10 protein-coding genes and 1 tRNA gene are annotated in these 15,294 nt (G+C 55.0%); 5 read left to right on the forward strand and 6 right to left on the reverse strand.

Annotated features, from left to right (window positions below):
* Positions 1-78: 78 nt before the first annotated feature.
* On the forward strand, positions 79-954 hold the full coding sequence (locus AC2IAX_RS05745) for a DUF4230 domain-containing protein (protein WP_494389725.1): 876 nt from the start codon (positions 79-81) through the stop codon (positions 952-954).
* Positions 955-1,122: 168 nt separating this feature from the next.
* Here the strand turns inward: AC2IAX_RS05745 and AC2IAX_RS05750 are convergent, their stop codons facing one another.
* The 5 genes from AC2IAX_RS05750 to AC2IAX_RS05770 form a co-directional block, all read right to left on the reverse strand.
* A complete protein-coding gene (locus AC2IAX_RS05750; RefSeq protein WP_494389726.1) occupies positions 1,123-2,643 on the reverse strand; it encodes a class I SAM-dependent methyltransferase in 1,521 nt (506 codons plus the stop codon).
* Between the two features lie 278 nt (positions 2,644-2,921).
* Positions 2,922-5,174 carry a GAF domain-containing protein gene (locus AC2IAX_RS05755; protein WP_494389727.1) on the reverse strand — a complete coding sequence of 751 codons (2,253 nt, stop codon included), beginning with the start codon at positions 5,172-5,174 and terminating at the stop codon, positions 2,922-2,924.
* Positions 5,175-5,650: 476 nt separating this feature from the next.
* Positions 5,651-7,558 carry an ATP-binding protein gene (locus tag AC2IAX_RS05760; protein ID WP_494389728.1) on the reverse strand — a complete coding sequence of 636 codons (1,908 nt, stop codon included), beginning with the start codon at positions 7,556-7,558 and terminating at the stop codon, positions 5,651-5,653.
* Positions 7,559-7,785: 227 nt separating this feature from the next.
* On the reverse strand, positions 7,786-8,667 hold the full coding sequence (locus AC2IAX_RS05765) for a shikimate dehydrogenase (RefSeq protein ID WP_494390293.1): 882 nt from the start codon (positions 8,665-8,667) through the stop codon (positions 7,786-7,788).
* A gap of 170 nt (positions 8,668-8,837) precedes the next feature.
* Positions 8,838-9,671 carry a class I SAM-dependent methyltransferase gene (locus AC2IAX_RS05770; protein WP_494389729.1) on the reverse strand — a complete coding sequence of 278 codons (834 nt, stop codon included), beginning with the start codon at positions 9,669-9,671 and terminating at the stop codon, positions 8,838-8,840.
* Between the two features lie 254 nt (positions 9,672-9,925).
* On the opposite strand from AC2IAX_RS05770, the gene AC2IAX_RS05775 reads away from it, so the two are divergent.
* The 4 genes from AC2IAX_RS05775 (at position 9,926) to kaiB (ending at position 14,957) form a co-directional block, all read left to right on the forward strand.
* Positions 9,926-11,956 carry a ribonuclease catalytic domain-containing protein gene (locus tag AC2IAX_RS05775; protein WP_494389730.1) on the forward strand — a complete coding sequence of 677 codons (2,031 nt, stop codon included), beginning with the start codon at positions 9,926-9,928 and terminating at the stop codon, positions 11,954-11,956.
* Between the two features lie 218 nt (positions 11,957-12,174).
* A tRNA-Pro gene (locus AC2IAX_RS05780) sits at positions 12,175-12,248 on the forward strand.
* A 671-nt stretch (positions 12,249-12,919) separates the two neighbouring features.
* Complete coding sequence (locus tag AC2IAX_RS05785; protein WP_494389731.1) at positions 12,920-13,771, forward strand: circadian clock protein KaiA; 852 nt, start codon at positions 12,920-12,922, stop codon at positions 13,769-13,771.
* A gap of 871 nt (positions 13,772-14,642) precedes the next feature.
* On the forward strand, positions 14,643-14,957 hold the full coding sequence (gene kaiB / locus AC2IAX_RS05790) for a circadian clock protein KaiB (protein WP_099532183.1): 315 nt from the start codon (positions 14,643-14,645) through the stop codon (positions 14,955-14,957).
* Positions 14,958-14,994: 37 nt separating this feature from the next.
* On the opposite strand, the gene AC2IAX_RS05795 is transcribed toward kaiB, so the two are convergent.
* Positions 14,995-15,132 (reverse strand): hypothetical protein, encoded by a 138-nt coding sequence (locus tag AC2IAX_RS05795; protein ID WP_494389732.1) that lies wholly within the window; start codon positions 15,130-15,132, stop codon positions 14,995-14,997.
* Between the last annotated feature and the right edge of the window lie 162 nt (positions 15,133-15,294).

Genomic DNA, 15,294 nt, shown 5'->3' on the forward strand with positions numbered 1-15,294 from the left:
GCCCCTTGCCCCCAGCGATTGCTGTGGCCCCTGGCTCCCCAAACGTCTTCGTCCGATTCCCTTCCCCAGGCTTTGTTTATGAAGGTCGATCAACGCCCCCCCAGCCCTCAGCCCACCCAAGCTCCCCAGCCGATCGCCCCGTCGCGGCAACCGGGGTTATGGCGGCAACTCAGCAATAATTTCGCCCTGATGGCGACCGGGGGACTGGTGGCGATCGTGGCCACTTCGGCGGCGGGGATTGGCAACTGGGGCAAGGGGATTAGCGAGTTTGTGGCGGCTCCCTTCAACACACCGCAGCCGCCGGCCAAGGCCGATGTGCGATCGCTGACGATCGACCAAATTCGCGGGGCCAGCGAACTGACCACCACCGTGTTTTCGATGGAGGCGATCGTCCCGGCCCAGCGCGATCGGGTGTTGGGGCAATTCGTCGTCGGTTCCACCAAGCTGCTCTATATCGCCTACGGGGAAATCAGCGCCGGCATTGACTTCAACAAACTGAAACCGGAAGACGTGCGCCAAGGAGCCGATGGCAAGCTGGAAATTCGGTTGCCGGCCCCGGAAATTCTCGATCGCAAAATCGATGTGGGTCGATCGCGCGTTTATGACTACGATCGGGGCTTTTTGGGTCTTGGCCCCGACTCGGGCCCCGAACTGATGGCCCGGGCCCAAGAGGCAGCGCTCGATCGGGTCACGGAATCCGCCTGCCAACGGGGCTTGCTCAATGAAGCCAACAAACGCGCTGTGATGGTGGTGAGCCAAATGTTGGCCCCAACCCAAGCGGGCTTGCCCAAAGGGGCCAAACCGGTGACGATCATTCCCCAGGAGCCGGATCCAGCCGCCTGCCCGATCGCCAAACCCATCAACCCACCCGCGATCACCCCGCCCGCGACTAATCCTCCGGCCACCGACCCCAACGGGGCCGCCGATGCACCCGCCGCTCCGGCCCAATCCTAGTAGCGCGACAAGCTTGTTCTAGTCGGTCAATTCGACTGTCACTGTTACCTAATCGTTAGGCAGCAAGGGGCTTAAGCCCCTTGTTGTTGTCACTGACTCCGCAACTTTGACCCCACGAATTAAGCCTGTCGCACGACTAGAGGATGTTTGATTGGAGGAACAAGAGATCTACAAAATTTGGAGGGATTTTAGCCAGGGGCCAGTTTGGGATTGAAATTGCTCCCAAGAAGTTTTCAGAAGCTGCAAATTTTCTGCATCGCTCTCAACGGTTTCGCCGTTTTTCTGAAGCTTTAGCCCCATCCGTTTGTAGGTTTCAAAGGCTAATTCGGGCCCCGGTGTTTTGCGCCAAATGGACTCTAAAAACAACAAAATGGTTTGATCAACCGCAATGCCACTGCCAACCAGCGGCGCAGCCAAGAGTTGGATTTTGTTTTCCGTGAGAGCACGCCGAGCAATGGCCCGGTTGAACCGATGACAGGTCTCGCGGGTCGCTTTGACGGCAGCTTGGGGAACCACGGGCATCGCCCACCCCCCATCCACCGCGATCGCCAAGGAAAGGTGCAAGTCGCGCCAGGCCAGGTTGGGTAATTGTTGAGCCAGCTCGGCCATGGTGTGGGGGCGATCGCTCAAGCCAGCAATGATGGTTTTGAAGGGTTCCGCATCCAGATGCACCGTTGCCACCGGGCAGGGATATTCCTTGGGAATTTGGGGCGATCGCAGCGTAAGGGCGAAGGTTTGCTGATCCAAGCGATCGCGCTGGGCCAAAGAGGCAAGGGGCACAGTTCCGCGCCCAAAAATATCCCGTCGAAATGATTGGTTGGTATACACATCCCGCAAGGTTTCCCGCAGCACGGGATCCTCAATGGTTTGCAGGGTTTGCAACTGGTTGGGCTGCAATCGAAAGTGTTCCATTTGGTCGCCCAAGTGGGCCGAAACCAAAAAGCTGGCCTTGGCTTCATCCAGCAGTTCCACCACTTCTCGATGGAACAGCGGGGTGAAGTGGCGATTGCAATATTCATGCACCAAGTAGTTACGAGACATGGTGGAAATTTGCTGGAGCCGATCGAGCGCCGCTGGCTGGGATTTGAAATAAATGGCCTCCTGTTCAGCAATGGTTTTGGCAAAGTTCAAAGCCTGATCAAATCGTTTGGTAATTTGACCCGATTGGGAGAGCACCTGCGCTTGAATTAGCTCTCGCATTCCCAAAAAGGCAGACCAACCGGGCATGGCGTTGTAGCTGAGATAAACAACGCCACCGACTTTTAATTTTTTGCGAATAAAGTTAATGATTTGCTGCCGATTTTCGGGCGAAATCCAAGAGAAAACGCCATGGAGCGTGATGAAATCAAAGTCCGGCAACTCTGCCCGATCGGCAAAATCCTGAAAAGAGTCATCAAAAAAATGGATGTTTTTGAGGCCAATTTCGCGGGCTAAGGTTTGAGCATGAACAATGTGGCTGGGGTTAAAATCCGTGGCATAAAAATCCCCTTGTGGATTGGCGGCCGCTAGCAAATTGGTTGTATTGCCCTGCCCACAGCCCAATTCGCAGTAGGTGAAGGCGCGATCGAGCGGGGGAGCCTGAAGCCCCTTGCACAACAACACATAATTCAGGTGTGTGGGGGCCAGTTCCCGATAAAACCCATGGGTGTAGTCCACTTCGGCCACATAACCCTCTGTCCAACTTTGCATAGTCGCCTATTTCGTCCCCACAGTAATCAACAGCGATCGGGGGGCTGCTTCCCAACAGTTGGGTTGCGGGGCCCACTTCCTATCCCTGGCCATCCTCAAAGCAGCCCGCAATTCCGGACAATTACACCGGTTACGAACGGTTCGATCGCCCAGTGATCCCAACGAGTGATCTCAACCAGCAATCCCGACTAATAATCCACCGGGCCAATCCTCAACCGTTCTGAATCAATCACCACGTCATTAATCACCACGTCATCACCAGGGCGATCGACCTGAAGTTAGCGATCGGGTTCTGGTGGCAACACGGCCACCCGGATAAACCGCAACCCATTGGCTCCCTGGAGCGATTCCACCTCGCCGCTCTCGCGCTTGGAACCAATCATGCCCTCGCGTTCCAAGTAGCGCAAATATTCTTGATATTCGTGGCCCTCATCCTCCGTGGCATAAACCACCGTGAGGCAGCCGGGCTGGGTAATTCGTTCCCCTGTGATCGCGTCGCGGGCCTTGTCGATCCGCTTTTTGACAATTTCATAGCGCGTGTCGCGGGTTCCTCGCACATCAAAGAGTTTCTCGGTGTTTTCATCATGCAGAATATCCACCGTGGAACCCTGAACCAACACGAGATGGGTCAGGCGTAATTGGTCGCTGAGGGTGCGCTCAATCTCAAAGCCCATCCGCGCGCAGGCACAGACGGCCCGCAGTTGCTCGTACCGCAGGCTGCGGAGGTGAAAGCTGGTGAAGTCGGGATAGATGGAGCCACCGGCATAGATCATGTGATCAATACCGTCGGTGGATTCAATGTCGCAGTAGTGGGGGGCGATCGACTGCATTTTGCTTTGGCAGCGATCCCAGGTTTCCCGCATCCGACGATTAATTTCGCTCACCAAATGGTCATATTCAGCGCGGGCTTCGTAGACGGCTCCATGGGGATTGTCGCAAGCTTGGCGATAGGCGGTGACGGCGGCGGCGGTGGCCGGATCTAGCCCTGCCAGATAGTCCAAGTCGTCTTCAATGTTTTCCCGCAGGTATTGGGCCCCGCGCACTTCCGCTTCCACGGTCACGCCGCCTTCAAGGTTGTGGATATATTCCTGCAAGTCCAAGCGCAGTTGCCGCAACAGGGGCAGATCTTTGGCCGCGCAAGCACAGTCAAGAATGGCCAGGGCTTGGCGAAACTGGGACAGCAAATCCGTTTGAATGGCCCGATCGCGCGCGAGAGATGAACCGCGAATGTCGGAGATGCCATAGAGCGGATAAACATTCTCAAAGGCGATCGGCTGGGGTGGCAGGCCCCAACTGCGCCGCTCTGCCTCCTGCAAAAATTTCCATTCCACGGCCGGGTGAATGTTGCTGAAGTGGGACTGGCCGGCCTGGCGCAGGGCCACAGCTAAGGAAGGTTGCAGCAGTTCCGCTCGATTGATGTCCAGCAGGTCAAAGTTATCGGGCAGGCGACTGGCCACCCCCACTAACCCCATCAACAAGGGGGGCCGATCGCCCGCCTTATCTCGCAGCAACAGGGGAATCAACAACAGCGATCGGGCCCCGCGATCGCGCAAATCCTGCTCGAGGGGCGTGACGGCCTGGGTGGCCAAATCCCGAACGATCGTCACCCGCTCCAACTGCATGGCCGCTAAGCAGGGCGACTCGCGCAAATCTCCCAGGTCGTAGCCCCGGACGGTGCGTAGCCGCGCCTCATTCCCCAGGGTTAATTGCAGCCGATCGCCATCGGTGCGCAACACAAAGGTGGCATCGCCGGAAAAGAGCGATCGCATGGATTGCCCCACCTCCCGGAACTTCTCCGGCTGCAGGATGGAATGGCCATTCAGCAACAGGCGACCCAACCGGCGTAGTTGCTCCCGCGCGGTCACATCCCACCCTTCCAACAACAGTTGCCCCTTAAATTGGCACCATTCCAACTGAAACGCGCTTTCAAAGGAGGGTAAGGAAGTGGAGGCTTCCATCAGGGTTTGCACATCGGGGGCGATCGACTCAAACACCAAGGCCCCCGGCCGCATCCACAATTCCAACCAGCGATCGGCCACTTGCACCAACTTCGGCGCATTCAACAGCCGCCGAATTCGGCTGTCCTTGGGATGGCGATCGAGCAACAGGCGGTAGGCCACCTGTCGTCGCAGCCAATCGCGCAAGACTTCGGTTTCTAATCCCGGCAACAAATCCGCGAGCGATCGGCCAACGGCCACCAAACCACGCACCGACTCCTGGCGACCGGCCAGCTTCACCGCCTGACAAAACGCCGCATTGGCCATGTCCACTTCAAAGCTGTCCGGCTGCACCACCGCAAGCAACACTTGGCTATGGGTCACAACATCCACCATCGTTTCGCTGGCAGTCGATAACAGGCGCTCAATGGGGGAATTTTGATCAATGGCGGAATCCATGGCGGAGTCCGTGGCGGCAGCATCGGCCGTGGTGCTGTCTAAGTCCGCAGGGGGTTGCACTTCGATCGGCAGAATGGATTGGCCCGCCTCAAGGATTCTGAGGGTGGTTGCTGAAGGGGTACTGGATTCTGACATTGTTGATTAACCCTAACTCTCCGAAACATCCCCGACAAATAAACGGTTTTGAAAGACTGGGTTAAGGACGGCCAAGACCGAATCAACTGAATCAATGGAACCAACAGGACTGATCAACATGCTGGGGCAAGGGGCGCTGCTGTGGAAACCCGGCCCGCGTTCGCCCATTGGCCAAGAACGTTGCCTCAGTCACCAAATTGACTGATCCCGGGTGATGAATCGCCGATCGCGGGTGGCTAATCATGAGTCGCCCATCTTAATCACCAATCGCCGATCGCCAACTCATCCATGAACCGTGATTTAACCCAGGCGATGCACCAACCCTGATTGCGCAAGCCCGCTGCTGATCATCATCAGCAATCAACCCATCAGACTTGCTTCGGCCCAAGAAAAGATTCCTGGCGATTCGATCCTAGCTTTCAGGGTTCTGGACTGGGGAGTCTTTTCTTGCGTTTTGATGAGTTTTGCGATCGCCCCTAGGTTGTTAAGGAGACCGGGTCAATTGCCGCAGAGGCCGCAGGGACGGGCCGTTGCTCGATCGGGATGGTGATTACAAACGTGGCTCCCTGGCCCGGCTCCGTCACGCATTCCAGCGATCCCTTGTGCCGATCGGCCACCACCTGATAGGAGATGGACAGCCCCATCCCCGTTCCTTTGCCCACCGGCTTCGTTGTGAAAAAAGCATCAAAAATCTTGGATTGGGCCGCCGTGGCAATGCCTGGGCCGTTGTCGGTAATTCGGATTTGGAGCTGATTGGGATCCAGCAGGGTCGTGACGATCGTAATCTGTGGATCCAACGTGCCAAACTCTTCCAAGGCATCGATCGCGTTCACCAACAGGTTCATAAACACCTGGTTGAGCTGACCCGCATAGCATTCCACCGAAGGCATGGCCGGATCGTATTCGCGGTGGATGATGATGGCCGGTTGGGTTTCGCTGCCTTTCAAGCGATGGTTCAAGATTGTCAGGGTGCTGTCAATGCCCTCGTGGATGTCCACCCGCTTCAGATCCGATTCATCCAATCGGGAAAAAATTCGCAACGATTGCACAATGCCGCAAATGCGCTCGGAACCAATTTCCATGGATTTCAGGAGTTGTGGCAAGTCGTCCTCCAGAAATTCCAGGTCGATCGCCTCGGCATAGGCCGCTAAGGTGGGGGACAGTTCCGGCTGTTCCTGGTGCAATAGCTCCAGAAAACCCAACAGGCCGTGGATATACTCCTTTGCATGGCCCAAATTGCCGTAGATGAAGTTGATCGGGTTATTGATTTCGTGGGCCACGCCGGCCACCAACTGCCCCAGGCTGGACATTTTTTCGGACTGAACAACCTGCACCTGCGCTTTTTGCACCTGTTCTAGGGCTTTGGACAGTTCGGCGGTACGCTCCAACACCCGTTGCTCCAGTTGTTCCGCCAGGCTTTGCAATTTGGCTTCGGCCAGTTGTCGATCGAGAATTTCTTCTCGCAGCAGGCGGTTAGTTTCGCGGGTTTGGGCGATCGCCACCCGCAGCCGCATCGGTTGGCGCACCAGCAGGAAGGTCAACACCGTGCCCAGGACGATCGCCACCACTTCGCCCACCCGCAACCAGAGCATGGAAGTGGAAACCACTGTCCAACCTTGGGTGGGCACGGCGGCCAGTTGCCAGCGCCCCGTAAGCAACGGAATTTCCAGAATCACCGGATCGCGATCGAACACCGTGGCCGACCCAAACAGCAACCGTCCCACCCCATTGGCCCCATGCTCATAGATGGCGTATTCCGTGCTGTTGTCGTTGTTGAGCAAGTCCGCATCTGCCAGCAGGGCCAGCTCATCAAAAATCACAACCACCATGCCCAAAAGGGGCGATCGACTGGAGCAGCGCCCGTCGCAAACGGGGATGTAGCCCAAGTAGCGTGCCCGGTTGGTGTAGGGCTGGGGCAGGCGGGAAATAAGACCACTGGGAATCAGACGTTTAAACCGCTGTTGTTGTTGGCGGTAATCATCCAAAACGGCTTGGGTTTCCGTGTTTGGTGGATAGGCCAAGATTTGCAGTGCTTGGGGATCGTTCAGGGGCGGCGGTTGACCGGGCTGGGCCGATCGCACCAACAACACCGCAATCACCCCCTGTTGCTGCTGCATGAGCGATCGCACAAAGGCGCTGAACTGGCCTTGGGACAGGGGCCCCGCGTTCAGCTCGTAGGGAATAATCCCTTGGGCCGTTTGAATGCGAGCGTTCAGGGCCGATTCCAGCCGGGCCCGCTTGGCGCTCAGGCGGGCCAAGAGGCTGGATCGGGCTTCTCCAACGAATCGATCACGGGCGATATCATCCACCACCCAAGCCGCAACGGAGGACAGCAGGGTAAAGGCAGCAGCGGCCAATGCGGGCACGATCGTCGATCGATTCATTCGAGATTTCAGACTCTCGGGGGAGGTCTCAAAAAGGGCTAGTCAACATCATCAACAGCTAGTCAATCGTTCAGATCAATTCGGGATGAACTCGGATGAACCATCATCCAGAAAATCACTGGCAGGCGCTATCCAGAATCCATCCGGAACCGATCTAAAACACATCTAAAAATTCATTTGGAATTCATCTGGAATTGATCCAGACCATCCAGCCATCACAGCATCGGTCAGGATCCGGGGGCCAAAAACGCCTCCACGGCCGATCGCATCACGGCCACCGGAGCCGGCTGCCCCAACCAGCGGGACAGGGCCACCGCCCCTTGTTGCACCAACATTTCCAACCCATCAATCGTCTGCAAGCCCCGATCGCCCGCCATTTGCAGCAAGCAAGTGGGACGCGGCGTGTAAATCAAATCGTAGGCAATGCTGCTGGGGGGTAGCAGGGCCAATTGGCCGATCGAAAGGGGCGAGTCGGCCGCCAAGGGATGCATTCCCACAGGAGTGGAGTTCACCAGCAAATCGGCGGCCGGAAGCACCCGATCGAGGTCTGACCACAACAGCGTTTCTAGGGCGATCGACAGGGGGTTTGGGGGCCCAAAGTGCTGTTGCAGGGCCGCCAGTTTTTGGGAGTCGCGCCCGGCCACCACCACCCGATCGCACCCCAGAAGTTTGGCTCCGGCAATCACGGCTCGGGCCGCGCCCCCCGTGCCCAACACCAGGGCCGTGGCCCCTTGCCAATGGGCACGCAACACCTTGAGCGGGGCCACGAAGCCGTCCACGTCGGTGTTGGTGCCGGCCCAGCCCCGATCGGTTCGCCACAGGGTGTTCACGGCCCCGACCGATCGGGCCACGTCAGAAATTTCGGCCAACAGGGGCATCACCGCCTGCTTATGGGGAATGGTGACGCTCAGACCCAACACCTCCACCGCCGCAAAGCCATCCATCGCCCTAGTCAAGTCTGCGGGCTTGACCGGAAAAGCCACATAAACCGCATCGGCCCCCAAACTGGCGATCGCCTGGTTATGCATCACTGGCGAGAGGGAATGGCCAATGGGATCCCCAATCACGCCGAGCAATCGCGTTTTACCGGTAATGGGCGATCGATTCATATTTGAAGACACGTTTTCAAGATCTCCTGTCTCAAGGACTGATGAACTAATGGATTAATGAACTAGATGAACTAATGGATTGACGAGCTGAAACATTCATGAACTGAAAAATCCACTGGCAGGCTTAAACACTTGCAAGCTTCAAGGCTTCAGAGCTGCGCACCCAAGATTTACCAACGATCGAACTGCAAAATCCAATAGTTGAGCGCCCGCAGACGGCTAGCCAGCTCAATCGCCAAAGTTTGCACCATTGCTGACGGATCGAACCATTGATTATCAACCGCCATCGATCGAAAACAACTATAGGTTGGCAAAGTTTCCGCCGTGATATCCCGAGCCTGGGTGAGCCGAAATCCTGTTTCTTGGGCCAAATTTCGATAGGAATTGAGGGTATAGGTCACATCAAATCCGCCATAAAAGCCAGCGCTATCAAGGGGAGATTTGAGATTGGGCAACAGTGCTAACAAATCACTGGGCAAAAAGTCTGAAATGGCCAGTTGACCACTCGGCTTCAGAACCCGGCGCACCTCTTGGAAAAACCGCTGTCGATCGGGAAAGTGAAAAATACATTCCACCGCCAACACCACATCAAAAGACGCATCCGGAAAAGGCAGCTCGATCGCGTTAGCCTCCACCCATTCAATGGTGTTGTTATTTTGCGGAGTCACCCACTGTTTCGCCCGATCAAGCTGGCGCGGGTCAATGTTCACCCCCGTCAGTTGCAGGTTTGAAAATTGTTGGTTCAGGCTGGCGATCGTGCCGCCAAACCCGCAGCCCACATCCAGCACCTTGGCCCCATTTTGAATCCGCGTTGTGCCATACACCTCACGGGTGAGCTGCTCGGCCGCTTCATCAAAGGCGGCAGGACTGATTTGGGCCCGATCGGGATCGGCCCAATAGCCCCAATGGACATGGCGGCGGAAGGCCGTTTGCACAGCGGGCGATCGATCCAGCAAGCCCAACAAAGCATCGAAGTAGGGCAGATTAACCGTTGAGGGAGCCATAGATTTTCAGCGACTGACCGCGAGGTGATTACAGCGAGGTTGACAGCAATGGCAAAACTCAACATTGAAACTCAACGTTGGAGCCACAAGCGATTGAAGGCAATTGAAAGCAATTGTATGTGTCCATTCAACCTAACCCACCGGTTGATTAACCCTCCGAATTCCGGCCGACAACCTCTCCCAGACGATCGGTTCGCGGGCCCAGCCAATCCCCTACACTAAGAGCCGAACTGTGCAGGCTTGGTGTCGAGTCTATGGACAAAGGAACGCTGGTTGAATTGCGACTCGATGACGAGCGGGTGTTGGCCACAATCGATCGCCCGGAAGGCAAAAAACTCTTCATCGCGATCGGCGAGCAGGGCAAGAGCTATAAGATTCGTCCCCAGGATGTGACCTACACCGTTGGGGGTGGGTTTCAGCCCGCCGACATTGCTGCCTTTCGAGCCGCCACAGCGCCTTACTTTGACCCCGACAGTTTGGAAGTGGCTTGGGAACTGCTGTGCGAGGAAGACAACCGCGCCGTGGATGCCAAGGAATTGAGCCTAATTCTTTTTTCGGAAGCTTCGCCGGTCACTTGTTACGCTGCTCACCGGATGCTGAGCGAGGATAAGCTATTTTTTAAGCAGAAGGGCGATCGCTACGAACCTCGACCCGCTAGCCAAGTCTCAGAAATGCGCCGTCAACAGGAGCTGACCCGGCAGCGAGAACAGGAACAGCAGGCCTTTTGCGAGTGGGTTCAATCGGCCATCAGCAACCCGGGCGATCGCCCCGAAATTCCCGACGATTCGCCATTTCGTCAGCGCCTTGAATTACTGGAACGGTATGCCGTTCAAGGCGATGAAATGACCAATCGATCGGCTGCGTTAGACTTACTCGCAAAGCTCGATCGCCCGACCACCGAACGCGGTGCATTTGATCTGCTTGTGGCCCTGGGCCTGTGGAGTCCCCACGAAAATTTGCACTTGCGGCGATCGCAACTGCCCACCCGTTTTTCTGCCAAGGTGCTTGATGTGGCCCGTGCGTACCTCGAATCCCCACCCCCCGATCTGGATCGCGATCGGCTCGACCTCGTTCACCTCAAAACCTACACGATCGACGACGAAAGCACCCGCGAAATTGACGACGGCCTCAGCCTAGAATTCCTCAGCGATGGCACCGAGCGCATTTGGGTACATATTGCCGATCCCACCCGCTGGCTAGAACCCGGAAACGAGCTAGACCTCGAAGCCCGCCGCCGCGCCACCACCGTCTATTTACCCACGGGCCCCGTGCCCATGTTTCCGCACGAACTGGCCACCGGCCCCATGAGCCTCGTACAAGGTCGGCAGTGCTGTGCCCTCAGCTTCGGCATCGTTCTCAACGAAGATGGCTCCGTCGCGGACTACCAAATTCGCGCCAGTCACGTCAAACCCACCTATCGCCTCACCTACGACGACGTGGACGAAATGCTCGATTTGGGCATCACCGACGAGCCACAACTCACAGCCCTGGCCAAGTGGGCCAAGCGCCGCGAAAGCTGGCGGGCCAGCCAAGGGGCAATCCGCATTGAAATGCCCGAAACCTCGATCGCCGTCAAGGATGACGAAATTGAAATCCGAGTCCTGGGCGATTCTGCCGCACGGGGACTGGTGGCGGAAATGATGATCCTGGCCGGGGAAGTGGCCGCCCGCTACGGCCAAGAAAATAGCCTGCCAATGCCCTTCCGCAGCCAACCCCAACCGGAACTTCCCCCAGCAGAAGAGCTGATGTTGTTACCAGCGGGCCCCGTGCGCGCCTGTGCTATCCGCCGCTGTATGCCCCGCAGCGAAATGAGCACCACGCCCGCCCGCCACTCCAGCCTCGCCCTGGATACCTACACCCAAATCACCTCACCCATTCGCCGCTATACCGATTTATTGGGTCACTTTCAAATTAAGGCGCACCTGCGGGGCGAAACCCTACCCTTTTCGATTAATGAAATGCAGGAGTTGGTGCAAGGGGTGAGTTCCACGGCCTACGAGGCCACTTTGGTGGAACGTCAAACCACGCGCTATTGGATCTTGGAATATTTACGGCGCAACCGCGGCCCCTGGCAAACCTTGATGTTGCGATGGTTGCGCGAAGATGACGGTCTGGCGGCGGTGCTGCTGGAGGATTTGGGGGTGGAGCTGGCAACGCGGTTCCATCGCGATCTATCACCGGGCGATCGCCTCTGGTTGGAAGTGAGCCACGCGGATCCACGCCAGGATTCGATCCAGTTTCGGGAAACGGCGGTGGATGGGGCGCTGGCTGAATCGGTTTTGTAGGCCGAGGGCTGGGCTGAGCGAGACGAGTGATAAAAACAGGTCTGGCAAGAGGGGGCTGGTCAAACCCGGCGCGCAAGAAAATGGCGCATAAGAAAATGGCGCGAGAAAAATAAAAAAATTCCTCGTCCAGTTGCGTGCAAATGGCTTACCATCCCCTATAATTCTGAAGGTCAAATTTCGCGCCGGTCAAATCACTGGCTCGATCGCGGAATCTGTCTCGGGATGTAGCGCAGCTTGGTAGCGCACCTCGTTCGGGTCGAGGGGGCCGCTGGTTCGAATCCAGTCATCCCGATTGTATTTCCCAATTTTCTGTTATCCAGGGTTCGCAACGCTGGGTTCTTCCCGACTCTGCCTCCATAGGACTTTCCGGTGCTTTCGGCGGCCAAATGGCCGATCGCCCTAGTTCTTCTATGGTTTCAAAAATCTATATGGTTTCAACTTTCTGAGGGGATCTGGGATCTCTGGTGTTGGCTGTCCTTCGCTGTGGGTCGCCCCTGCCCGATCGCCCGCTCCCTAGAGGTTGCAACACCGGTTCTGCAAGGCGATCGCCCCAGTGAACCCCCAAATCATCACCGCCCTTCGCCAACGGGGTCACCAACCATTACCAGGCGATTGAGTTAAATTATCCCTGTATTACCCTACGTATCACCCTGGCAAGAAACCCGAGGCAAGAAACCCAGGGCTACCCCGAGCAATCTTCCAGAGTCAACCACTGGCTCCCTGTTGGAGCATGGCTGGCAATGGTTTGGATAATGCCCCTATGATCTGCCCTGATCCCGATTATTTGATGGTCTATTTTGATTTCTTATATTGATAACAACAAAAAATTATTAAAAATCATTCCTAACCACACCCCCACTGGCCCTCGAGATCGCCATTAATTGGCAAAACCCACTACGATAGAGCCACTTCAAGCTCAACATAGCCAAACCCCTTTTTGTTTAACCCCATTCTGCGAAAATCGTGCGATATTACTTAGAAATTACTGCGCTCACAAACTCATCAGAGAGCACCGAAGTCCTATGCAAAATCCTTGATACTGCTCGCTATCAAACCCAATACCATGAAACTTTAGAATCATTCCTGACTGCCATTCAGCAAAACCAACAGGAAATTGATTGTCTCATTATTCAAGAGGATCCACTGCTTGAGCAAACCATTGAGCAGCTTGCTGCCGCCAACATCGTTCTTCCAGCGGTTATTTGGTGTTCCCGATCGCAGAATTTACCCAAAAAACCCTGGATTTATCATGCGGCTGAAGTGATCGCCTCCGAGCAAGACCTCGAAATTTTTCGCCGATCGATCGATCGTGCCATCAACAATTTTCTATACCTAACACCAATCGGCCCGAACCTTGGTCAGGCAAATGTTGCCCCTGCCTCTGCCGTTCCCACCAATGCAGTGAACCTGCTTGAGCAACAGAAACGACTGACAGACAAACTCAAAGAGCGCTTAGGATATTTAGGTGTGTATTACAAGCGCGAACCCAAGCTGTTTCTCAGAAACCTGCCCGCCGAAGACAGGCACGCCCTCCTACAGGAATTGAGAAGCGAATATCGCGAAATTGTCCTGGCCTACTTTTCAGGAGATGGCACCGTCAACATGCGAGTCGATCGCTTTGTGGAGCAGGCTTTCTTTGCGGATATGTCTGTTTCTCAAATCGTAGAAATTCACATGGAGTTGATGGATGCTCTTGCCACTCAACTCAAGCTGGAAGGACGCAGCGAAGAAATTCTCCTAGACTATCGACTCACACTCATTGATATCATTGCCCACCTGTGCGAGATGTATCGACGCTCCATCCCTCGCGAGTGATGTGCCCTAATTCATTGTCTAACAACACAGTGCTTGTAAATTAATAGATCAGATCTGCGCATGGAATAATTTCGTTCCAAGTGCGAAAGTGCGACTGGCCCATTGCAATCATTCTTGCAATTCATCTTTAAATAGTTTCTTTTATACCAATCTTGATTATCAACGCTACAAATCTTGCGCTGAAATTCCTACCAGGCAAGAATCGTGAGTATCGTCAATTCAAGAAATTGGTATTAGATCACATTCAGAAATTACTTTTACGTCATTTTTCAGTCAAATCATCATTGATTCTCGTTAAGAATGAAAGTTTCATAGATGAATTGATTTAAACCAGGAAACTTAAGAATCTTTTCTGATTACCATCTGACAATCGGGTTATTATATTAAATAAAATCAAATTCCATGCTCTTTGGCGTATTGTTCATTTACAGGTTAGCCGCAGGCCGCGCCAGAAGCTCTAGGATTAACGCTTTGATTTTTCTTGTTTCTCCCTGTCAATCGTTGTCGTCGCAGTCGGCATCAAGCCATTTCCAAGTTCCTTCTCTCGTTCTGAGTGCAGGTGACCCTATCCGGTTCAAGAGTCAATTTGACAAGTCAGTACAAGCTGTCAACAGAAGATTTCGGCATATTTCAACCAAGCTGCCATCAAGCTGCCATTGATGGATTGAATTTTGAGGATGATGACTGGAGCTTGGTCTGCTCGATAACAGATTGGGAGTAAGTTTTCCCCAGCCCCTGGGGAGAGTCCTGTGATTGGCATGGATCTGATTCCGGTTTTAGGGACTCCGGTGACCTTGCATTCTCAACGGGTCTTGTATTTACCCAAATTCCCGTGGACAGAACTTCCTAAACTCAACTCGTTGTATTGCTTATGAGTCCCCTCAAAAAAACCTACGTTCTCAAGTTATACGTAGCAGGGAATACTCCCCATTCCGTCCGCGCCCTGAAAACTCTGAAGAATATTTTGGAAGATGAGTTTCAAGGGGTTTATGCACTGAAGGTCATTGATGTGCTAAAAAATCCCCAACTTGCTGAGGAGGATAAGATTTTAGCCACCCCAACCCTCGCAAAAATTCTGCCTCCACCAGTGCGGAAAATTATTGGCGATTTGTCCGATCGCGAGCGGGTGTTGATTGGCCTCGATCTGCTCTATGAAGAATTGGCGGATGATGAGGCTGAATACTAGAATCAGTAGGGTTTTGCGATGGATCGTGGGATGCTGTTTAGGCTCCGAGGCGATCGGGAACGGCAAAACCAGCCCCCAAATGCCCGGCGGGTGGGTTCGTTCCGGTGCATTGGTTGCGTCGGTGTGCCGCGATCGCGGGCCCCGTACCCCGATCGACTGCCCCATCTAGCCCCAATCAGGTTCGATCCCTGTTGTGTTTAGCCTTGTGCTCGGTATGGTGCTCGGTATGGTGCTCGGCAATTGAGCCTCTCCATTTGGCAATCTGGATCTGCCCCTTGGCCACGGTTAACCCCCAGGGGCCATGCCCGATCGGGTTAAAGGCCCCAACTCCCAGACA

The sequence above is a fragment of the Limnothrix sp. HT2024 genome (assembly GCF_059138625.1).

What these genes read in the sequence shown, in the direction of transcription:
- AC2IAX_RS05765 (WP_494390293.1), bottom strand. Translation starts at nt 8,667, where the DNA reads ATGAATCGATCGCCCATTACCGGTAAAACGCGATTGCTCGGCGTGATT.
- kaiB (WP_099532183.1), top strand. Translation starts at nt 14,643, where the DNA reads ATGAGTCCCCTCAAAAAAACCTACGTTCTCAAGTTATACGTAGCAGGG.
- AC2IAX_RS05760 (WP_494389728.1), bottom strand. Translation starts at nt 7,558, where the DNA reads ATGAATCGATCGACGATCGTGCCCGCATTGGCCGCTGCTGCCTTTACC.
- AC2IAX_RS05770 (WP_494389729.1), bottom strand. Translation starts at nt 9,671, where the DNA reads ATGGCTCCCTCAACGGTTAATCTGCCCTACTTCGATGCTTTGTTGGGC.
- AC2IAX_RS05775 (WP_494389730.1), top strand. Translation starts at nt 9,926, where the DNA reads ATGGACAAAGGAACGCTGGTTGAATTGCGACTCGATGACGAGCGGGTG.
- AC2IAX_RS05755 (WP_494389727.1), bottom strand. Translation starts at nt 5,174, where the DNA reads ATGTCAGAATCCAGTACCCCTTCAGCAACCACCCTCAGAATCCTTGAG.
- AC2IAX_RS05750 (WP_494389726.1), bottom strand. Translation starts at nt 2,643, where the DNA reads ATGCAAAGTTGGACAGAGGGTTATGTGGCCGAAGTGGACTACACCCAT.
- AC2IAX_RS05745 (WP_494389725.1), top strand. Translation starts at nt 79, where the DNA reads ATGAAGGTCGATCAACGCCCCCCCAGCCCTCAGCCCACCCAAGCTCCC.